The sequence below is a fragment of the Psychrobacillus lasiicapitis genome (assembly GCF_006861795.1).
GTDB lineage: Bacteria > Bacillota > Bacilli > Bacillales_A > Planococcaceae > Psychrobacillus > Psychrobacillus lasiicapitis.
In genome coordinates, this window is the sequence record NZ_VDGH01000011.1 from 1 (window position 1) to 21,049 (window position 21,049).

The window sequence follows — 21,049 nt, forward strand, 5'->3', positions numbered from 1 at the left end:
TCATTCGCTCGACTTGCATGTATTAGGCACGCCGCCAGCGTTCGTCCTGAGCCAGGATCAAACTCTCCATAATAGAGAACTTAAAAAGCTCATTTTGTTTTGCTGGCATCATCATTAAATGATGTCATAATTGTTTTGCTATCAGACTAACAAGTTAATCTTTCAAGCTATTTCTTAACGTTTTGCATGTTCAGTTTTCAATGTTCATTTTGTTGTGTCGTTTTTTGCGACTTCTCTACTTTATCACTTTCGCTTTTCTAAGTCAAGAAGTTTTTTAAAAAACTTTTTCGTCGTAAGTTTGTGTTTCGTTTTTGACGACGCTTATTATAATACATCATAAAGAATTAGATTGTCAACAATAAAAACGAATAAATTTCTTATTCGTTTTTATTGCACACTCATTAACACTTTACTTTATAGCATCGATGCATGATTTGATTGCTTTTAGTGGTCTGTTCTTCTATTAATATAAAACCTTTATCCACTAAAAACTCAATAAAAACTTCAAGGTCCACTGAATATTTTTTCAGTTCTTCTTGTTCATGAATCTCTTGAATAGTCCAAAACTCTTTAGATGACAAAACTTCTAATATATGTTGAGCCCCATCCTTTGTTCTTGAATGAATTAAAAACTCACTTGCTAGAAATAGAAGTTCTAATCGTTTCTCTAACGATTCCTTACTTGATATAAGTTCATCGTATAATTTATAAATAGCAGGATCTAGTTGTTTGACTTGTTTCCAAACCATCACCTCTGGATGCATCCCATTTTCGAACACGGCTAGACGGGCTAAATGATGTAGAGAATCTACTATATGGTTATAGGCATCCAGATAATTCAACTGTTCAAAAAATACTTTACCTTCCATATATCTTCTACTTAACTTAGCAAATTCAATACCCATTCTAACTTTTCTTCCCTTTAACGGAAAATCATATAACTCTTTTTTCAGACTTTCTACATACTCATTACGATCGAAAACAACTCGTCCATTGATAATCCAGTCAACTAGTTTTGGATTAGTTCCTACTAGTAACCATTTTCTTAGTTGTGTTTCTGTAAGGATATGCATTGCTGTCTTCTTTTCATCATACGAGTAGTGCTTTGTAAAAACTGGTTTCTCGGCCTCTGATGTTATGATTAATAATATAGAATCAAACGTATCCGTAATTGGGCTAACTTCCTCCCGTTTTTCTACCGATATGATTCCTAGTGTATTTGGATCGCTTGCTCTTTCTTGATAAATTGGTCTCAATAACGCTTCCAAAATGGAGCCTCCTTTGTTTCCTACTACTTATAGCTTTTCGACAATTAGTTTAAATTTCCTTCTAACCTAATTTCAAAACATTACTTACTCCTAAAATATGATATAGTGGATTTATAATTTAGGAGGATGAAAAATGAAACCTTACAAAAACAAAATAAACCGAATACGTTCCTTTGCGCTCGGACTCATATTCTTTGGATTTATCATAATGTATGGTGCTATTTTCTTTAGAGAAAACGCAATTCTAGTAACTATTTTCATGACACTTGGATTACTATCCATCATAGGCAGTACAGCTGTATACGGCTGGATTGGTTTATTATCTACACGAGCTGTTCAAGTCGTATGCCCTAACTGCGGGAAGCATACGAAAATCTTAGGAAGAGTCGATATGTGTATGTATTGCAAAGAACCACTGACACTTGACCCAAATTTAGAAGGACAAGAATTCGATCAATCACTAAACAGAAAGAAATAATTGGACACTTTGCTTAAAAGCAAAGTGTTTTTTATATTAATATAGTATACAGCAAAGTGAAAAGTTATAGGAGAGCAATTGTTTAATAGCTTTTTTGATATTTACTATGTAGATTCCGGCTAATAGAGAAAAGTGTTTATTAACCAACCACTTTAAGGGTCAGACAAGTAAATAAACGAACAAAAAAACGAGCGTAAGACGATTACGCTCGTTTTCTTATTGCACTTTTGTCGCATGTTCTTTACATGTTGGACATGTTCCGTATATTTCCATCCGATGAGAACTCACATCAAAACCAGTTAGATGAGAAGCTAAATGCTCGACTTCATCTAGTCCAGGATAATGAAAATCTACAATTTTACCACAGGTATTACAAATCATATGATAATGATCATTTGTGATAAAATCGAATCTACTGGAAGAATCACCGTATGTTAGTTCCTTAACTAATCCCGCTTCTCTAAAAACGCGCAGGTTATTATAAACAGTTGCAACACTCATGCTTGGAAATTTACTTTCAAGTGCTTTATATATATCGTCCGCTGTGGGATGTGACATAGATTGGATAATAAATTCCAATATCGCATGGCGTTGAGGCGTAATTCGTACACCAGTTGATTTTAAAGTATCTAAAGCATCTCTTAAATGTACTTCCGTCATCGCAATGCACCTCTCTTCATATTCATTATTAATTTATAATTGTTATAATAAGTATAATGAAGAAATGCAGGAGCTGTCAAATTTTAAAGCATTTTAGAAATGAATCTTCTTTTAGTAACCTCTTTTTAAATCAATTATATTCTCTAACTGATTACTTTCATTCAACCATTCAGTCAAATTTTCAGAAAAAATCTCTAGTGCTCTTACAACATATTGCGAAGAATGACTGGAAGCATGAGGAGATACAATGACATTGTGCATCTTCCAAAATGGATGTTCTTTGTGAAGCGGCTCTTTTTCAAATACATCTAAAACAGCATATGCTATACGCTCTTCTGTTAGTGCTCGGAGTAATTCCTCTTCCTTTATAACGTCCCCTCTACCAAAATTCATAAAGATGGCAGATGGTTTCATACACTGAAAATGCTCGTATGTAAGCAAGTGTTTTGTCTCTTCCGTGCTAGGTAAAATAGATATAACGATGTCCGCATCTGGCAACACTTCCTTTAGTTGACCAAAAGAGACGATTGTATCCATAGAAGATGCCATTTTACCACTTCTGTTACATCCAATAGTATGGACACCAAAAGCCTGTAAAATTCTTCCGACCTCGCTACCGATTGCACCTGTGCCTAATATCAATGCAGTAGAACCAAAAAGCTCTGTTGGGTTCAGCTTAGGTGACCACTCCCCATTTCGCTGATTTTTAGCCATAAGTGGAAGTGATTTTTTAATGGAAAGTATGTGAGCGAGAATAGACTCTGCCATTGGAATTTTATGAATCCCACGCGCATTCGTTAATATAATATTTCGAGCAGCAATTTCATCTAAAGGCATTTTTTCAAGTCCTGCAGAAGCAACCATAATCCATTTCAATTGATCCGCTTTCTCTAAGTGAGAAGCATGTAGATCTTCCCCATATGTCACAAGTATATCAGCAGTTTTTAAAGCTTCTTCATCTAACGGTTTTTGAAAGATGAATTCTGCTTGGGGGAAATTTTCTATTAATCTAGTTTGTTGATCTCGTTTCGGATAAAAAGAAAATAATATCTTCATAATTATTCACCCTTAGAAGCAAATTTTTTTAACGTTTCTAATGCTTCATCTACATGTCCATTCACTTTCACTTTACGCCATTCTTTCACCACAGTACCTGTAGGATCGATTAAAAATGTAGAGCGTTCAACTCCCATATATTCATTGCCGAACATCTTCTTTAACTTCCATACCCCATACGCTTCAGATACCTCATGTGTATCGTCGATCAATAGGGAGAACGGAAGACCATGTTTTGCGATAAATTTCGTATGGGCTTTTTCGTCATCTGGACTGATACCTAAAATTACAGCATTCAATTCACTGAATTTCTCATGGGCATCCCTAAAATCGCACGCTTCCGTTGTGCAGCCCGGTGTTGAGTCTTTTGGGTAAAAATACAAAATAACATATTGCTTTCCTGCAAAGTCATCTAAAGATACAATTTCTCCTTGTTCATTTTTCAATGAAAACTTTGGTGCAATCATTCCTTCGAGTATTGTCATTATATTCCCTCCCTTATATACTCCTATCGTATCGAATTACTGGATGAGATTCAATTTCTTTAGCGTTTTTCACCATAATTGTCTACAATAGAAGAATACAAAAATGGCGGAGGTAAGGAATAATGAAACAAACTATATCTGAACAAATACAAATAGAGGCACTCGAACATATCGTAGGTGGAGTGAATAGTCCATCTAGATCTTATAAAGCAGTTGGTGGAGGTGCACCAATCGTAATGGAACGAGCAGAAGGGGCTTACTTTTACGATGTAGATGGCAATAAATACATTGATTACTTAGCGGCATATGGACCTATTATTACGGGGCATGCACATCCACATATTACAGAGTCCATCACAAAAGCTGCACAAACGGGTTTATTATATGGCACGCCCACTAAGCATGAGGTGACTTTTGCCAAAATGTTAAAAGAAGCAATTCCTTCTATGGATAAAGTACGCTTTGTGAATTCAGGCACAGAAGCAGTCATGACTACAATTCGTGTAGCACGCGCCTATACAGGAAGAACAAAAGTAATGAAGTTTGCAGGTTGCTATCACGGCCATTCTGATTTAGTATTAGTAGCTGCCGGATCAGGCCCTGCTACGCTTGGAACCCCTGACTCTGCGGGAGTTCCACAGTCAATTGCAAAAGAAGTAATTACGATTCCTTTTAATGATCCAAAGGCGTATGAGGAAGCAATGGAAAAATGGGGAGAAGAACTTGCCTGTATTCTAGTAGAACCAATCGTAGGAAACTTCGGTATGGTAGAACCAAATGAAGGGTTCTTATCACTTGTTCATAAAATAGCCAAAGACAAAGGGGCTCTTGTAATTTATGATGAAGTGATCACTGCATTTCGTTTTCACTATGGTGCAGCCTCTACTATGTTGAATGAAACACCTGACTTAACAGCTCTAGGAAAAATTATCGGCGGAGGTCTTCCAATCGGAGCTTATGGCGGTAAAAAAGAAATTATGGAACAAGTTGCTCCATTAGGTCCTGCCTACCAAGCAGGAACTATGGCTGGGAACCCAGCGTCTATGCAAGCAGGGATTGCTTGTCTAGAAGTATTGCAAACACCAGGAGTGTATGAAGAGTTAGACAGACTTGGTGCAATACTAGAAGCTGGCATTATAGAAGCAGCAAAGAAAAATGATATCACAATTACCGTAAATCGGATAAAAGGTGCTCTATCTGTTTATTTTACCGATGTAAAAGTAGAAAATTATGAGCAAGCGGAAGCAAGCGATGGAGAATTGTTTGCAAAGTTCTTCAAACTCATGCTTGCACAAGGGATTAACCTGGCCCCTTCTAAATATGAAGCTTGGTTTATCACAACCGCTCATACAGCAGAAGATATTAAAGAAACAATTACTGCAGTTCATCAGGCATTCGCCCAGTTAAAGCAGTAAACACTTCAATCTTGCATGAAATGAAAGGATAGGATTCAATGAAATTAGGAGCTCGCGTTTTTAAAACTGGAGTAGCCATCGTTTTCTCGTTATTCATAGCCGATTTACTCCAGCTACCTAGTCCTGTTTTTGCAGGAATAGCTGCGATTTTTGCCATACAACCTTCTATATATAGATCCTATTTGACTGTTATAGAGCAGGTGCAATCTAATATAATTGGAGCAGCCATTGCAGTGGTCTTCGCGCTAATGTTTGGCAATCACTTTATAGCCGTTGGATTTGCTGCAATAGTTGCAATTATGCTCATGCTTAAGCTAAAGCTAGAAAAAACGATTTCTTTGGCACTTGTTACCGTTATTGCCATCATGGAAATTCAAAGCGATAACTTTTTCACATACGCTTTAATACGATTTTCAACTGTTTTAGTAGGTGTCATTTCTGCATTTATTGTAAATCTAATATTTATACCACCAAAATTTGAATCTAAATTATTTAATGCAATACATTATACGCAAGATGAGATTATTCGCTGGATTCGAATTGCAGTACGTAGTGCATCGGAGCATAACTCTACTAAACAAGCGATCAATCAATTAAAAGACCGTCTAGCTCGCGTAGATCAACTGTATTCCTTTTTCAAAGAAGAACGTGGTTACTCAAAGAAAGCAATTTATACGAAGGGAAGAAAATTAGTTGTTTATCGAGAACTAATTTCCACTTCATATAAAAGCTTAGATGTACTAAAAAAACTTCACCTCCACGAAAATGAGGTGTCGGAACTTCCAGAGCATTTCCGAATGATGATTAAAGAACGATTAGATGCCCTATTAGCTTATCATGAACAGCTACATTTGAAATTTATCGGTAAGCTAAAGCCGGAACATATCGAATGGAAAAGTTCAGAAGCCTTTATCCAAAGACAAGAAGTAATGGATATCTTTGTTCAACAAATTGCATTAACTCGAATTGAAGAAGAATTCTCGACGTACCACTTATTACATTTACTATCGTCCATTTTAAAATACGAGGAACAGTTAGAACATATGGATACATTAATCACCTCCTATTTGAATTATCATGGGGAAGAGCTAACGGTTGAAATAGAAGAAACGCCATATTAAGAAAAACGTGTCACCTAAAGTCTAGGTGACACGTTTTTTAGTTTTTCATTCGTGGATCTAGGGCATCTCTTAGTCCATCACCCATTAAGTTAAATCCTAATACCGTCAACATAATCGCAATTCCTGGGAAAATCATCGTCCACGGCGCATTTCGTAAAACAACTCGCGCATCCGCGAGCATTTTTCCCCATTCAGGTGCTGGTGCTTGAGCTCCCAATCCAAGAAACCCTAATGCAGCTGCTTCTATAATAGCAGAAGCAATCGCAAGCGTACCTGCAACAATGACAGGTGCCATTGAGTTCGGGAGGATATGCGAAAATAGGATACGTACATCCTTCATCCCAATCGCTTTTGCAGAAGTTATGTATTCCTCTTCTTTAATACTCAACACTTTCGAACGAATGAGTCGGCCAAAGTTAGGAATATTAATAATCGCAATGGCTATTAATGCATTTTGTAAAGAAGGACCCAATACAGAAACAACGGCAATTGCGAGTAAAATGCTTGGAAAAGCTAACATAATATCAAATATACGAGATATTATCGTATCGACCCACTTTCCATAATAACCAGCAATAATCCCTAAAATACTTCCCGCAACAACGGATCCAACCACAGAAGAAAATCCAACCCATAAAGATATTCGAGCACCATGGATAATTCGCGAGAAAATATCTCGTCCAAAATCATCGGTTCCAAACCAATACTGACTGGATGGTGGTAGCAATCGGTCTTTTAAAGACTGATCATTAATTCCTTGTGGGGCGATGTACGGACCTAATATCGCTAAAAGTAGAAAGAAAAGAACAATCCCTGCTCCAACCAGCGCCACTTTGTTTTTACTAAAGCTTCGCCATGCATCTCTCCAAGGACCGGTCGATGGATCTGTTTGAATAACTATTTCTTTTGTCGAATTCGGTACCATTTGAGTCATATTCGTTTCCTCCTTTTAGTCATATTTAATCCTTGGATCTACTAAACCATATAAAATATCTACAAACAAATTAATCATAACGAACATAAATGCTACAACAAGAATACCTGATTGGATAACTGGATAATCACGGTATTGAATTGCATCATAAATATATCTTCCGATGCCTGGCCAACTAAATATTGTCTCTGTTAAGATCGCTCCGCCTAATAACAGTCCCATTTGAAGACCAATAACCGTTAATACTGGAATGATTGCATTTTTTAATGCATGTTTGTATACAACCCAAAACATTTTTTGTCCTTTAGCTCTTGCAGTTCGAATAAAATCACTACGCATGACCTCAAGCATACTCGACCTTGTCATTCTCGCAATAATAGCCATTGGAATAGTTGCAAGTGCAATACCTGGTAACACTAAGTGTTTCAACACTTGTCCAAGCTGATCAAATCTTCCTTGTAAAATAGTGTCTAAGACATACAAATTGGTGATCGCTGCAACAGGATTTCGTACTTCCTCTCGACCAGATGTAGGTAACCATTGAAGCTCAATTCCAAATAACCACTGCTCCATCAAGCCTAACCAAAAGATAGGCATAGATACTCCAATTAACGCGATAACCATCGCTAAATAATCGAACCAAGAATTTTGAAACCAAGCGGATATAATTCCTGCATTAACGCCGATAATTACCGCAATAATAACGGCAAACAGCGCTAATTCAAATGTAGCCGCTAAATACGGCCATATCTCGTTTGCTACAGGTTGAACTGTTCGCATCGATTCCCCTAAATCACCTTGAAATAGCCCTATCAAATAATCAAAGTATTGGGTGTACCAAGGTTGATCCAGTCCGAGTTTTATTTCTAAAGCCTCTATCGCTTCTTTCGTGGCCAACTGACCTAATATAACTTGGGCTGGATTTCCTGGTATTGCTCTAATAATCATAAATACAACAAATGTCATTCCAAGTAAAACCGGGATTAGTTGTAATAATCGTTTTCCAATGTAGCGAAGCACTGCTTTCACCTCTCCATCCAATTGAATAAGAAAAGGGAGAAATCACGAAGACCTCTCCCTTTTAAGCATATTACTTAAAGTCGACGTGCGATAATAAATCAGATCCAGTCGGATGTGGTTTGAAATCTACTATATCCGCTTTCCCTGCAAGTAATGGAGTTGAGTGAGCAAGTGGTACCCAAGGAGCATCTTCAAAAATAATCTCTTGAGCCTGCTTATACAATTCATTACGTTTATCTTCATCTACTTCTGTTTGTGCTTCAATTAGGATTTTGTGTAAATCTTGGTTGTCATAATATGTGTAGTTATTGCTTCCGATGTTGTCTCCATCAAGTAATACGTAGATGAAGTTGTCTGCATCTCCGTTATCACCCGTCCATCCTAATAAGAATGCATCTGCTTCACCTTTGCTAGCTTTGTCTAAATAAGTCGCCCATTCATAAGAAACGATCTCAGCTTTTACCCCAATCTCTTCTAGGTTCTTCTGAATAGCTTCCGCTACTTTTTTGCCATCTGGCATGTATGGTCTTGGTACTGGCATTGCCCATAGTTCCATTTCAAAACCATCTGCGAATCCAGCTTCTGCTAATAATTCTTTTGCTTTTTCTGGGTTATATTCATATCCTGTTATATCATCGTTAAAACCACTAATAGAAGATGGAAGTGGATTTTTCGCTATTTCTGCGCGGCCTTCGAAGAATGCCTCTACAATCGCTTCCTTATCTATTGCATAATTTAATGCTTGTCGAACTTTAACGTTATCAAAAGGTGGACGTGTAGTCGTTAAGCCTAAGTAACCAACATTCATAGACGGACGTTCAAATAATTGTAATGAAGAATCTCCCTCTACTGTTGTACCATCAGCTGGGTTAATACCATCCGCTAAGTCAATTGCGCCGTTAAGTAAATCATTCAAACGAGCGGAATTGTCTGGAATAGAGCGGAATATAACTTTATCTAATTTCGGAAGAGCTTCATCCCAATATCCATCAAATTTCTCAATTGTAATAGAATCATTGCGTTTCCATTCAACAAATTTAAATGGACCAGTTCCAACTGGATTATCTCCGAATTTATCACCGTCTTTTTCAAATGCAGTTGGACTTGCAATTGCAAATGGACTCATCGCGATATTTTTTAAGAATGGTGCTTGTGCTCGTGTAAGTTTGAATACTACAGTATAATCACCATCTGCAGTAACAGATTCGATTACATGACCTTCTTCTCCTTTAAAGCCACCAAACATAGATTTATAGTATGGGAATTTATCTTCTGAACCATTTGCCCAGCGTTCAAAGTTTTTTACTACAGCTTCTGCGTTGAAGTCAGTGCCATCGTGGAACTTTACCCCTTCACGAAGTGTAAATGTATACGTTAGTCCATCTTCTGATGGTTCCCATTTTGTTGCTAAACCTTCATGGATTGTCGTATCTTGTTCTCCAAAGTTTAATAAAGTTTCATAGATATTTTTTGTTACTTTAAATGATTCTCCCTCTGTTACAGTAGAAGGGTCTAATGAAGTAGAATCTCCCCCACGTCCAAAGACAAGCACTTTATCACCTGTTGATGCTGAACCATTATCCTTTGTACCCTCGTTCTCTTTCTCTGTACCGCTTTCTGATGAGTTACATGCAGCAAGTACTACACTTAGTGCGACTAACATCAAAAGCAAAAATGACCAAATTCTCTTTTTTCCCAAATTAACCCCTCCGTAAATATATTATCAATGCTGCACTTGCTCATTATATAAATGGCAGGCAACAAAATGACCAGGTTTCACTTCTTCTAGCTTAGGTACGATAGATGTACAAGCTTCCATCCTAAACGGACATCTCGTATGGAATGTACAACCACTAGGCGGATTTGAAGGACTTGGAATGTCTCCTTCTAGAATTATCTGCTCCCTTTTATGTTCCGGATCAGGAACCGGGACTGCGGATAGTAATGCCTTCGTATATGGATGAAGAGGCTCTTCATATAAAGATTCACTTGTAGCAAGCTCCGCCATTCTTCCTAAGTACATAACACCAACTCGATCACTTATATGACGCACCACCCCTAAATCATGCGCAATAAATATATAGGTTAGCTTTAATTCTTTCTGTAAATCTTGCATAAGATTAAGTACTTGGGCTTGTATCGATACATCCAGTGCAGAAACAGGTTCATCCGCAATGATCAATTTCGGATTTGTCATCAATGCTCTTGCAATTCCAATACGTTGTCTTTGCCCCCCACTAAATTGATGTGGATATCTTTTCGCATGATAACTGCTTAACCCAACAATTTCCAGAAATTCATGTACTTTCTTTTTTCGGCTTTTTGCATTTCCGATGTTATGGACAATTAGTGGTTCCATTAATATTTTTTCTACCGTATGTCTCGGATTCAACGATGCATATGGATCTTGAAATACCATTTGTATTTCTCTTCTTGCTTTTCTCATTTCTGTACTGGAAATACTCGTTAATTCTTTTCCATCAAAGGTTACTTTTCCTTCTGTCGGTTCTAGTAATCTCATAAGCATTCGACCAGTTGTGGATTTCCCACAACCTGATTCTCCAACGATTCCTAGTGTTTCCCCTTCATTTACATGAAAAGATACATTATCTACCGCTTTCACATAACCCGATTGTTTCGCTAACACTCCAGAACGAATAGGAAAATACTTTTTTAACCCTTCAACTTGTAGCAGCGGTTTTGTCATGGACTTCTACCTCCTTTTGATCGTATAAGAAGCATCTTGTTTTATGATTCGCAGATGTTTCATATAATGGAGGATTTTCTTCCGTACATCTTCCAAAAACCGATTCACAACGAGCGGCAAATCGACAGCCATTTTTTATCGTCCCAGGCTTCGGTACATTACCAGGAATAGAATATAAACGTTGCTTTTTGTGGCGCATATCAGGTACAGACGCGATTAATCCCTTTGTATAAGGATGTTGTGGATTACGGAATATTGCATCGACTGTTCCCTCTTCTACTACTTTTCCAGCGTACATAACGACTACACGCTCGCAAGTTTCCGCTACAACTCCTAAATCATGGGTAATCATAATAACTGCTGTTTTCAATCTTTCATTCAATTCACGCATGAGTTTTAAAATTTGAGCTTGTATTGTGACATCTAGTGCTGTTGTAGGTTCATCAGCAATAAGAACCTTTGGATCACAAACGAGTGCCATCGCAATCATTACTCGTTGCCTCATACCACCTGAGAGCTGATGAGGATAATCCTTCATCAATTCTTCCGCCCTAGGTAAACCAACCAGCCTCAACATTTCAACTGCTCTTGCCTTCACTTGTTTTTTATTCCAATCTTTTTTATGTAGTGTAATCGCTTCCACTAGTTGGTTGCCTATTGTAAATAAAGGATTTAAAGACGTCATCGGTTCTTGGAAAATCATCGCTACATCATTTCCTCGTACCTTTCGCATTTCTTTCTCCGAGAACTTCGTTAAATCTTTCCCTTTAAATAAAATTTGACCACTTGTAATTTTCCCTGGTGGACTTGGAACTAGACCCATTATAGAAAGCGACGTAACACTTTTACCACAGCCAGACTCTCCAACTATTCCAAGTATCTCCCCTTCTTTTACGTGAAAATCCACATGGTCCACTGACGGAATGACACCGTCATCTGTGAAAAAAGAAGTTTGGAGATCTTTCACTTCTAAAATGATTTCACGCTCTGCCATAACGCACCCCTTTGTTTTTGTGCAATTTATAATTTTCTATAAATTAATAAGCTATATTAATATTTTACACATATTAACCTTATATGCAATACTTTTCTGAAAACTGTTATTTCTTCACTTAAAATGTAACTTCCATTTGTTTTAGTAATTTTAATCATATAAATGAATACCCATTCAATTATCCCGTAAATTTATCAATATAATACTTATTGGATTACAGGCTACAAGAGTGATATCATGCCACTCTGTAAGATAGACGCTCACTCTTAGCAAATAAATTTTGCTTATAAAAAGCCCTATAAGCGCGTAACTTATAGGGCATTTACTAATTATCTAATTGTTGTATTTGAAATAAATTATAATATACATTTTTTTGATTCATTAATTGTGCATGGTTTCCATTTTCGACTACCTGACCGTTTTCAATAACGAATATATTATCAGCATGCGTAATCGTTGAAAGTCTGTGTGCAACAATGATGGTTGTACGATTAGATGCTAAACGCTCTAACGAATCCTGTATTAATGATTCACTTTCTAAATCTAATGCTGAAGTTGCTTCGTCTAGAATTAAGATCGTAGGATTTTTCAAAAATACTCTGGCGATGGCTACCCGTTGCTTTTGGCCACCTGAAAGTTTCACACCGCGTTCGCCTACTTTTGTCTCATACCCCTCAGGTAACTCCATGATGAAATCATGCGCATTCGCCGCTTTTGCAGCTTCTATCACTTCTTCATCTGTCGCATTGGGATTGCCCATTAAAATATTCGATTTAACTGAATCACTAAATAAAATATTATCCTGCAACACAATACCTATTTGCTTTCTTAATGATTCTACTGTAACGTCACGAATATCTTTTCCATCAACTCGAACACTTCCATTTGTTACATCATAAAACCTTGGTATCAAACTAATAATGGTAGATTTACCACCACCACTCATACCAACGAATGCTACCGTCTCTCCAGCTTTAACGTGAAAATCCACATTATTTAGTATCGTATTTCCGTCTTTTTCATATTGGAATGACACATTTGAAAAAGTAACTTCACCAGTAATATTCTCTAATGTGGAAGCACCTTTTTTATCGACAATATCATATTCTTCATCCATCAATTCAAAGACCCGATCCATAGAGGCAAAAGACTGTGTTAAAGTGGTAGAAGAATTGACTAAACGTCTGAGCGGACTGTATAACCGTTCAATATATGCTACAAATGCAGCCATCGTTCCGACTGATAATCTTCCATTAATAGCTTCATACCCTGCATAAGCGATAACGAGTAAAGGTGCAATATCTGTTATGGTGTTAACTACAGCGAATGCCTTCGCATTCCAAACTGTCTGGTCAACGGCTTTATCTAAAAACTCTCCATTAGCATTATTAAAGAGTTTCTGTTCATGCTTTTCTAATGTAAATGTTTTAATAATACTCATACCTTGTACACGTTCATGCAGATAACTTTGAACCCCAGCTAGAGCTTGCGAACGTTTTCTCGTTAAGTCGCGAAGTCTTCCAAAAAAGTACTTCACACTGAATGCATAGAAAGGGAATGCAAGTAAAGTAACCAGTGTTAACTTCACATTCATCGTAAGCATGATTCCAATTGCGATTAAAATAGTCGCTAAATCCAGCCATACATTCATTAGTCCAATTATGACAAAGTTTTTTGTTTGCTCCACGTCATTTATTACCCTGGAAATAACTTCTCCGGCACGTGTATTGCTGTAGTATTTTAAGCCTAGCTTTTGAAGATGGGCATACAATTTTTGACGAATATCATAAAGTATTTTATTGCTCACTAATTGAGCTAGATATTGTCTATAATACTCAATCGGCGGACGAACGATTAAAAATACTAACGCTGTCCCTCCTAGCCAATATACTAATTGTTGGATTTTTTCGTCTGCTGTAAGTGTTTTTGCACCAATAATATCATCGATAACGATTTTGATAAGAATTGGTATAAACAATGGTATGGCAAACTTAATAATCCCAATAACAAGCGTTATAAATATTTGAAAGTTATACGGTTTAACAAATTGCATATACCGTTTTAAAGATCCCATTTCATGACTCCTTTCTAAAATTGAAAAACCTGTTGTTTGTATTCAACAGGTTTTTCGTCTACTCATTTAGCTGTTTATAAAAATGATAACGATTCGTCCATGCCTCGATAAAATCTGGCGCAAATGGACCCCTTCTTTGCTTTATCCAAGAAATGAGTTTTTCAATATTTCGATCAAGAATAACGTCCATTTCTGTAGGATACATCATTTCTTTTTTATGTTGTGCGTATTCATCTTCATCTAGAATTGTATAGGTCATGTCTGGGAAAACTTTTACATCTAAATCATAATCAATATACTTTAAACGCCCATCACTATAAACAAAAGGCGAACTCATATTGATGTAATAGTATACACCATCTTCTCTTAACATACAAATAATGTTAAACCAATGCTCCGCATGAAAGTAGCAAATAGAAGGTTCTCTTGTAACCCATGTACGACCATCCGCCTCGATGACAAGCGTTCGCTCATTGGCTCCTATTACAATATTCTTGGTGCCCTTTAGTACCATTGTCTCCTGCCAGACACGGTGGATACTGCCATTATGCTTGTAGCTGTGAATTTGTATCATTTCTCCTTCTGTTGGAATCGCCATCATTTAGCCACCTTTTCGACAAGCGTAAAAATCTCGTTTATATACTTATTTAATCATTATAACAATCCATACCCAAAAACTATAGTAAAAAATCATAAGTATTCTTTAAGTGTCTGTAGTTTTCCAAAGCTTCCCACAAAGACTATGTAAATTAATTTAAGAATAATGCATCTTAATTAGTTGCAGCCAACGTGCTAATTCCTACTAGCTGAATAATCCAGTTGATATCTAAGGGCAATCAATTAGCTATAGAGAGCAACCAATTCCAAAAGACATTCTCAATAAATTAACAGGAATCTCTCAAATAAAAAAATCAACGAAGGCAAAATGCCTCCGCTGATTTTTGGTGAATCCATGTTATTACTTTGTTTGGTTATAAGAACTACCTGCTTGTTTACCGCTAGCTTGTTGTTTTCTCATCTCAGCTTGACGGTTCTGTTCTCTTACCTCTTGAACATCAGTTTCAGAAGCAAATTCAGGGGTCTTGAATTTATTCTGAGACTGACCGCTTTGAGATTGGCGGTTTTGTTCTCTTACTTCTTGTACATCAGTTTCAGAAGCAAATTCAGGGGTCTTGAACTTATTCTGAGACTGACCGCTTTGAGATTGGCGGTTTTGTTCTCTTACTTCTTGTACATTCGTTTCTGAAGCGTTGTTTTTCTTTGTCATGGATTTCACCTCCGGTACACAAGTATCTTGTGCACTTTCAGGAGATATATGCATTTTAAAAATTAATTCTTTTCCTTCCATGCATTCCATATTTTTAATATTGGTACTGGCATTGGTTGATTGGAAATCTCATCTATAGCGAACCATTTGCATGCCGCTGGTAGTTCTTTTTCTAATAGCAATTTTCCTTCAAAGCTTTCCATTTCCCATACTAAATGAGAAAAAACATGTTTGAATGCTATTAATTCTTCGCCCCTTACAATATCTATTCCATAATCATGTTCGATTACTTCTTCTATAGTATGTGTTGCAGTTGGAAGCTCTACCATTGGAAATTGCCACATATTTGCGAGTAATCCTTTTGAAGGCCGCTTTTCTAATAAGACTCGACCATGCTCATCCCTAATAACAACTGCTTTCATTTTGTGTACTTTCGTTTTCTTATTAATCGTTTTAATCGGTAATTGGTCTTGCATACCTTCAAAAAATGCTGTGCAATATTCTCGTACAGGACAAAGTAAACACTTTGGTTTCGTCGGTGTACATATGAGTGCTCCAAGCTCCATTAATCCTTGATTGAATGCAGAAGGATTGTCCTCATCGATTAACTCCATTACTGCTTCTTCAAATATTTTCTTCGTTTTAGGTTTTGCGATATCTTCTTTTATCAATAAAAGACGAGATAGAACACGCATCACATTTCCGTCCACTGCATGCTCTGGAACCCCGTATGCAATACTTAGAACTGCTCCCGCAGTATAAGGTCCAACTCCCTTTAAAGCGGATATATCTTTTCGAGTATTTGGAACGATACTTCCATATGAGTCGACGACTTCTCTAACACCAGCTTGTAAATTACGTGCTCGCGAATAATAGCCTAGTCCTTCCCATTCCTTTAATAATTCTTCTTCTTTTGCATGGGCAAGTGATTCAAGGGAAGGATATTTTGCGATAAATCTTTCATAATAAGGTATAACAGTATCCACTTTTGTTTGTTGAAGCATCACTTCAGATACCCAAATTTTATATGGATCTTTTGTCTTCCTCCACGGTAAATCACGCTTTTCTTCTAAAAACCAGGATACTAAAGCATTTCTAACTTGTGTTTTATATAATTCGTTCAATGTTAAGTCCTTCCTTACGATTATTTTCATGAAGAATGGGGTATATCATGTGTAATTGCTTTGTTATTAGTCAATTTTATTTTATGATGAGAATAACTTGGTATCCAAAAAGGAGCTGGTGATGCATGGATACAGGTACACATATTGTAATGGGTATTGCACTCGGCGGATTAGCACTTGCGGATCCTGTCGTTGCAAATAGCACGTTAACTACAACTGCGGTTATTGCAGGTACAATTATAGGATCACAGGCACCTGATATAGATACCGTTTTAAAATTGCGAAATAATGCTGTGTATATTCGACACCACCGTGGCATAACGCATTCTATTCCTGCGGTTATATTATGGCCACTATTAATTTCGGGCGTATTATGGCTTATAATGCCGGAAGCAAACTTATTGCATTTATGGTTATGGACGTTTCTGGCAGTTTTTTTACATGTGTTTGTTGATATTTTTAACTCTTACGGAACACAAGCGTTGCGACCATTTTCAAGAAAATGGGTCGCGCTAGGTGTCATTAATACATTTGATCCAATTATTTTCGGTATCCACGTAGTCGGTTTGTTATTTTGGATGTTTGGTGCAAATCCCGTTACGACGTTTCTTATTATGTATGCGATTATATTCGTTTATTACATTTTAAGATTTGCCGTTCAAAGTGCCGTAAAAAATTCCGTTAAGCATACGATTCCCGATGCAGATGAAATTATTGTCGCTCCCACGATGAAGTTTTTTCAATGGCGAGTAGCTGCGATTTCAAAAACGCATCATTATGTTGGACGAGCTTATGGAAGATCCATTTCTATATATGACAAATTTGAAAAAGTACCGTTACCAGAATCAGATTTAGTGAAAGCAGCACTAAAAGATAAAAACTTAAGTGCATTTACCTCATTCTCTCCAATTTATAGATGGGAGATTACGGAATTCGAGAAGTTATTTGAAGTACGATTAATCGATCTTCGTTATCGGAGTAACGATTACTACCCATTCGTTGCAGTAGCGCATTTAAATGAAGAGCTCGAGATTGTAAATTCCTACACAGGCTGGATTTTTAGTGAAGATAAACTTCGAAAAAAACTCGACTTTATGCCAAATTAAAACTGGAAACGCTAGGATTTTTTAAATCCTAGCGTTTTATTTAATGGAAGAAATCGTCTGTTTCTAATAAGTGTTTGTACTTTTCATTTGATCCAGCAAATTCATGAAGTTGTTGACCGTAACTTTCAATCCATTTTTTAATAACCATTTCCGTGACCGCAGCTCCTTTATATTCGTACCCGGCACGGGCATAAGACGATTCGAAGTCAGACCAAAGCAGTTCTATCCAAGCGCGTGCTTTTGCTGCGGATAATTGATCATTTTTTTCTAGTAATTGATAGGTTAATGCATCTATTATTGTTTGCATATTATTTTCCTTCCTTTAATGGCTCTAATAATGAAATAGGTAATGCTTCTTCATACTTAGCTCCACCTAATCGATATCCCCATGCAAATCGACCTTTTAAATATTCCACCTGAAAGAAAATACCTGGATCACTTGTAATTCGGTACAGTTCGCCAGGTTTAATCGTCGAAGGGTCGGTTAAGAAGCTTTGAGCCATTGTTGCTTTTCTTTCATATACTGCATACTCATTTACAATGCCCAATTGTTCTGCTTTTCGAGCTTTCTCTTTTAAATTGGCAATTTCTGTTCTAAGTTCTTGTTCGGTCATATCGCTATATTTTTTTTCACTCATCTTGTTGTTCTAGCTCCTTTTTTTCCAAATACTGATCGATTTGTTCAGCAGGGAATCCTTTTTGGTACAACGCTTGTTTAACACGTCTTTTCAAATCATAGCTACTATATTTGGAGGCATATTTCCTCCAAATTTTATCACCTTGGGTTCCGATTATTTCTACCCATTCTTCGTCGTTTTTTTCCAGTTCAAAAGAGTCGATTGCTTGCGAGATTATCGTAAAATTGTAGCCTTTTCTCTGCAATGCATCCTGTACTTTTTGTTTTATTTGTCTGGGCGTTTTCGTACTGTTTTGATTGATGATTTTCTCGGTTAATGTTCGTGCAATTGTCAACTGTTCTTCTTCCGAATACGCCGATAGCACTTCTTCTTGCAAATCTTTTTCAATTCCTTTTTTCTTTAACTCTTGCCGAATAGCAGCAGGACCCTTCTTGCTATTTTTCTTTTGGGTCGCAACTAATGCTTTTGTAAAGCTTTCATCATTTAAAAAACTATGCTCATACAGCTTACGAATAGCCTCCAATATGACGGCTTCCCCAAATTCACTTTGTAGTAGTTTTTGTTTAACTTCATGCTCACTTCGCATGCGGTAACTTAAAAAGTTAATCGCTTTATTATAAGCCTTTCTAACTTCATCATCAAAAACGATTTCATCAATCGTAAAATCTTCGATAACTTTTCCTTTCGTAAGCTGATACTTGATCAATACTGCTTCGTCCACACTAAAAGCATATTTTTCATCTAAGTATAAATTATACCGTTCATTATTCTTTTTTTGACGACCTATTTTGGTAATAATCGGCATAAGTATATCTCTCCATTCATCTTTCTACTATTATACCGTATATATTCATAGGTGATAAACGTTTCGCATGCTAAGATGTTGGAAAGGGGAGGTTGGATGCACTATGAAAATTGCCATTACTGGTGGTACTGGTTTTGTTGGAAGAATAGTAACACAGCTTTTAGTTGAAAAAGAACATGAAGTTTTTATTTTATCTCGTAGTGTAAATAAACAATCAAATAATGTCACGTATGTAAAATGGTTAACAAATGATGCTACTCCTGAAAATGACTTAACAGGAATTGATGCTTTTATCAATCTTGCAGGTGAATCTATCAATAATGGTAGATGGAACTCCGTGCAAAAAAAGAAAATTTACAACAGTCGTATGCAAGCAACGGAGGAAGTTCTTCGTATTATTAAAACTTTAAAACAAAAGCCAAAAGTTCTCATAAATGCAAGCGCAATTGGAATTTATCCAGCCTCAAACGAAAAAATATATACCGAGCAATCACCTGAGATTGGTACAGACTTTTTAGCAAAAACCGTCCATGATTGGGAACAAAAAGCGAAACTCGCAGAAAATTTAGGAGTCCGTGTAGCATTTGGTAGGTTTGGTATCATCCTTGGAAAAGATGATGGTGCCCTTCCACTAATGGCTCTCCCTTATAAAATGTTCGTAGGTGGTCCAATTGGCTCTGGGCAAAATTGGCTGTCTTGGATTCACGTGAAAGATGTTGCAAATGCATTAGTTTTTGCAATAGAGCATGACATTCACGGCCCATTCAATGTAACAGCACCAGAGCCGAAAAAAATGAAGGAATTTGGAAAAGAATTAGCAGCCGCTTTAAAGCGTCCCCACTATTTCTTTGTTCCAGAATTCGTGTTAAAAATGGCTCTTGGAGAGAAAAGTCAGCTTGTCCTAGAAGGTCAACATGTTTTACCAGAAGTATTATTGAAAAATGGTTTTACTTTTGAATTTCCTCAATTACCAATTGCACTTACCGATATTTATCTGTGAATAAATAAAGTCCCCTAGCACAATCTACTTGTAAAAGGAGGTTGTGTTTTACATGTGGAAATATCATTTATTTGGAATCGTTATTGCAGCTTTTGTACTTAGTATGGGATTTGTGTACCAGCCATTTTCTGCACAAGCGCAAGAAATTCATTGGGGATTAAAGAAAGCGACTAAAGAAATACCTGCGGAAGCCGGTGCAGAGTTAGATGCAATGCTTGAAAAACACGGTGCTATTTATAAAGGTTCCCCAGAGAAAAAAATCATTTACTTTACTTTCGATAATGGATATGAGAATGGTTATACAGAAAGCATTTTAGATACTCTAAAAAAAGAAAAGATTAAGGCCACTTTCTTTTTAACTGGACATTACTTAGAAAGTGCCACCCCACTAGTTGAACGAATGATCAAAGATGGGCATCAAATAGGAAATCACTCCTACGGACACCCTAACCTAGCGCGGCTCTCTAAAGAAGGAATTCAAAAAGAATTAATACAGTTTGACAAGAAGCTTAGTGAACTTACTTCTCTGGAAAGAACCACTGTTACTCGTCCCCCAGAAGGAATTTTTAACGAAAAAGTGTTAGAAGCCGCAAACGAAATCGGCTATCAGCATATTTTTTGGTCCGTTGCGTTTATCGACTGGCATAAAGACCAGAAGAAAGGCGGCAAATATGCATATGATCAGTTAATGTCGCAAATTCATCCTGGTGCAATTATTTTGATGCATACTGTTTCTCCAGATAACGCAGAAGGTCTCCCCATGTTTATCAAAGATGCAAGAAAAATGGGATACACATTCGGAACACTGGATGAATTGAACATGAATAATCAGGATATTCCGCTTTCTTTTAATCCTAGATAATCTCCCTTATAATAGAAGGAAGATTATAAGGCGAA

The 21,049-nt window shown here is 36.8% G+C and carries 22 protein-coding genes and 1 rRNA gene; 6 read left to right on the forward strand and 17 right to left on the reverse strand.

The window, feature by feature from the left end:
• Together FG382_RS17455 and FG382_RS17460 are read right to left on the reverse strand one after the other, a co-directional pair.
• Positions 1 to 73 (reverse strand): 16S ribosomal RNA (locus FG382_RS17455); the annotation flags it as partial.
• Positions 74 to 401: 328 nt separating this feature from the next.
• Positions 402 to 1,268 (reverse strand): nucleotidyltransferase-like protein, encoded by an 867-nt coding sequence (locus FG382_RS17460; RefSeq protein ID WP_142540175.1) that lies wholly within the window; start codon positions 1,266 to 1,268, stop codon positions 402 to 404.
• A 133-nt stretch (positions 1,269 to 1,401) separates the two neighbouring features.
• Here FG382_RS17460 and FG382_RS17465 point away from each other — a divergent pair, with 133 nt between their 5' ends.
• A complete protein-coding gene (locus FG382_RS17465) occupies positions 1,402 to 1,746 on the forward strand; it encodes a YgzB family protein (protein ID WP_142540176.1) in 345 nt (114 codons plus the stop codon).
• 216 nt (positions 1,747 to 1,962) lie between these two features.
• Here FG382_RS17465 and perR read toward each other — a convergent pair whose 3' ends face one another.
• From perR to bcp, 3 genes are all read right to left on the reverse strand, one after another.
• On the reverse strand, positions 1,963 to 2,406 hold the full coding sequence (gene perR / locus FG382_RS17470) for a peroxide-responsive transcriptional repressor PerR (protein ID WP_142540177.1): 444 nt from the start codon (positions 2,404 to 2,406) through the stop codon (positions 1,963 to 1,965).
• A 111-nt stretch (positions 2,407 to 2,517) separates the two neighbouring features.
• Positions 2,518 to 3,462, reverse strand: coding sequence for a D-2-hydroxyacid dehydrogenase (locus FG382_RS17475; protein WP_142540178.1), 945 nt, complete (start codon positions 3,460 to 3,462; stop codon positions 2,518 to 2,520).
• A gap of 2 nt (positions 3,463 to 3,464) precedes the next feature.
• Entirely contained in the window at positions 3,465 to 3,947 is a 483-nt protein-coding gene (gene bcp / locus FG382_RS17480; protein ID WP_142540179.1) for a thioredoxin-dependent thiol peroxidase, read from the reverse strand.
• Between the two features lie 122 nt (positions 3,948 to 4,069).
• Between bcp and FG382_RS17485 the strand changes: the two genes are divergently transcribed.
• Together FG382_RS17485 and FG382_RS17490 are read left to right on the forward strand one after the other, a co-directional pair.
• Positions 4,070 to 5,362 (forward strand): glutamate-1-semialdehyde 2,1-aminomutase, encoded by a 1,293-nt coding sequence (locus tag FG382_RS17485; protein ID WP_142540180.1) that lies wholly within the window; start codon positions 4,070 to 4,072, stop codon positions 5,360 to 5,362.
• Between the two features lie 38 nt (positions 5,363 to 5,400).
• A complete protein-coding gene (locus tag FG382_RS17490) occupies positions 5,401 to 6,483 on the forward strand; it encodes an FUSC family protein (protein ID WP_142540181.1) in 1,083 nt (360 codons plus the stop codon).
• Between the two features lie 37 nt (positions 6,484 to 6,520).
• Here FG382_RS17490 and FG382_RS17495 read toward each other — a convergent pair whose 3' ends face one another.
• The 9 genes from FG382_RS17495 to mutY form a co-directional block, all read right to left on the reverse strand.
• Positions 6,521 to 7,408: an ABC transporter permease gene (locus tag FG382_RS17495; RefSeq protein ID WP_142540330.1), complete on the reverse strand. Its 888-nt coding sequence runs from the start codon at positions 7,406 to 7,408 to the stop codon at positions 6,521 to 6,523.
• Positions 7,409 to 7,432: 24 nt separating this feature from the next.
• Positions 7,433 to 8,437, reverse strand: coding sequence for an ABC transporter permease (locus tag FG382_RS17500; protein ID WP_142540182.1), 1,005 nt, complete (start codon positions 8,435 to 8,437; stop codon positions 7,433 to 7,435).
• A gap of 70 nt (positions 8,438 to 8,507) precedes the next feature.
• Positions 8,508 to 10,136: an ABC transporter substrate-binding protein gene (locus FG382_RS17505; protein WP_142540183.1), complete on the reverse strand. Its 1,629-nt coding sequence runs from the start codon at positions 10,134 to 10,136 to the stop codon at positions 8,508 to 8,510.
• 24 nt (positions 10,137 to 10,160) lie between these two features.
• Complete coding sequence (locus FG382_RS17510; RefSeq protein WP_142540184.1) at positions 10,161 to 11,144, reverse strand: ABC transporter ATP-binding protein; 984 nt, start codon at positions 11,142 to 11,144, stop codon at positions 10,161 to 10,163.
• Complete coding sequence (locus FG382_RS17515; protein WP_142540185.1) at positions 11,119 to 12,138, reverse strand: ABC transporter ATP-binding protein; 1,020 nt, start codon at positions 12,136 to 12,138, stop codon at positions 11,119 to 11,121. The genes FG382_RS17510 and FG382_RS17515 overlap by 26 nt, the downstream gene beginning before the upstream one ends.
• A 325-nt stretch (positions 12,139 to 12,463) precedes the next feature.
• The gene (locus FG382_RS17520) at positions 12,464 to 14,212 is read right to left on the reverse strand and encodes an ABC transporter ATP-binding protein (protein WP_142540186.1); all 1,749 of its coding nucleotides are present in this window, start codon (positions 14,210 to 14,212) and stop codon (positions 12,464 to 12,466) included.
• Positions 14,213 to 14,270: 58 nt separating this feature from the next.
• A complete protein-coding gene (gene ntdP, locus FG382_RS17525) occupies positions 14,271 to 14,810 on the reverse strand; it encodes a nucleoside tri-diphosphate phosphatase (RefSeq protein ID WP_142540187.1) in 540 nt (179 codons plus the stop codon).
• A gap of 360 nt (positions 14,811 to 15,170) precedes the next feature.
• Positions 15,171 to 15,479, reverse strand: coding sequence for a gamma-type small acid-soluble spore protein (locus FG382_RS17530; protein ID WP_142540188.1), 309 nt, complete (start codon positions 15,477 to 15,479; stop codon positions 15,171 to 15,173).
• Positions 15,480 to 15,541: 62 nt separating this feature from the next.
• Positions 15,542 to 16,633, reverse strand: a complete 1,092-nt coding sequence (gene mutY, locus FG382_RS17535) for an A/G-specific adenine glycosylase (RefSeq protein ID WP_142540189.1) — start codon at positions 16,631 to 16,633, stop codon at positions 15,542 to 15,544.
• 95 nt (positions 16,634 to 16,728) lie between these two features.
• On the opposite strand from mutY, the gene FG382_RS17540 reads away from it, so the two are divergent.
• A complete protein-coding gene (locus tag FG382_RS17540; protein ID WP_142540190.1) occupies positions 16,729 to 17,709 on the forward strand; it encodes a metal-dependent hydrolase in 981 nt (326 codons plus the stop codon).
• 40 nt (positions 17,710 to 17,749) lie between these two features.
• Here FG382_RS17540 and FG382_RS17545 read toward each other — a convergent pair whose 3' ends face one another.
• Genes FG382_RS17545 through recX form a run of 3 tightly spaced genes read right to left on the reverse strand, consistent with a single transcriptional unit; the run spans position 17,750 to position 19,152 of the window.
• Positions 17,750 to 18,016 (reverse strand): YfhJ family protein, encoded by a 267-nt coding sequence (locus tag FG382_RS17545; protein WP_142540191.1) that lies wholly within the window; start codon positions 18,014 to 18,016, stop codon positions 17,750 to 17,752.
• A gap of 1 nt (position 18,017) precedes the next feature.
• Positions 18,018 to 18,347 (reverse strand): YfhH family protein, encoded by a 330-nt coding sequence (locus FG382_RS17550; RefSeq protein ID WP_142540192.1) that lies wholly within the window; start codon positions 18,345 to 18,347, stop codon positions 18,018 to 18,020.
• Positions 18,340 to 19,152, reverse strand: coding sequence for a recombination regulator RecX (gene recX, locus FG382_RS17555; protein WP_188713363.1), 813 nt, complete (start codon positions 19,150 to 19,152; stop codon positions 18,340 to 18,342). The genes FG382_RS17550 and recX overlap by 8 nt, the downstream gene beginning before the upstream one ends.
• A gap of 103 nt (positions 19,153 to 19,255) precedes the next feature.
• Here recX and FG382_RS17560 point away from each other — a divergent pair, with 103 nt between their 5' ends.
• A complete protein-coding gene (locus FG382_RS17560) occupies positions 19,256 to 20,152 on the forward strand; it encodes a TIGR01777 family oxidoreductase (protein ID WP_142540194.1) in 897 nt (298 codons plus the stop codon).
• Between the two features lie 52 nt (positions 20,153 to 20,204).
• Positions 20,205 to 21,014, forward strand: coding sequence for a polysaccharide deacetylase family protein (locus tag FG382_RS17565; protein WP_142540195.1), 810 nt, complete (start codon positions 20,205 to 20,207; stop codon positions 21,012 to 21,014).
• The last annotated feature ends 35 nt before the right edge of the window (positions 21,015 to 21,049 follow it).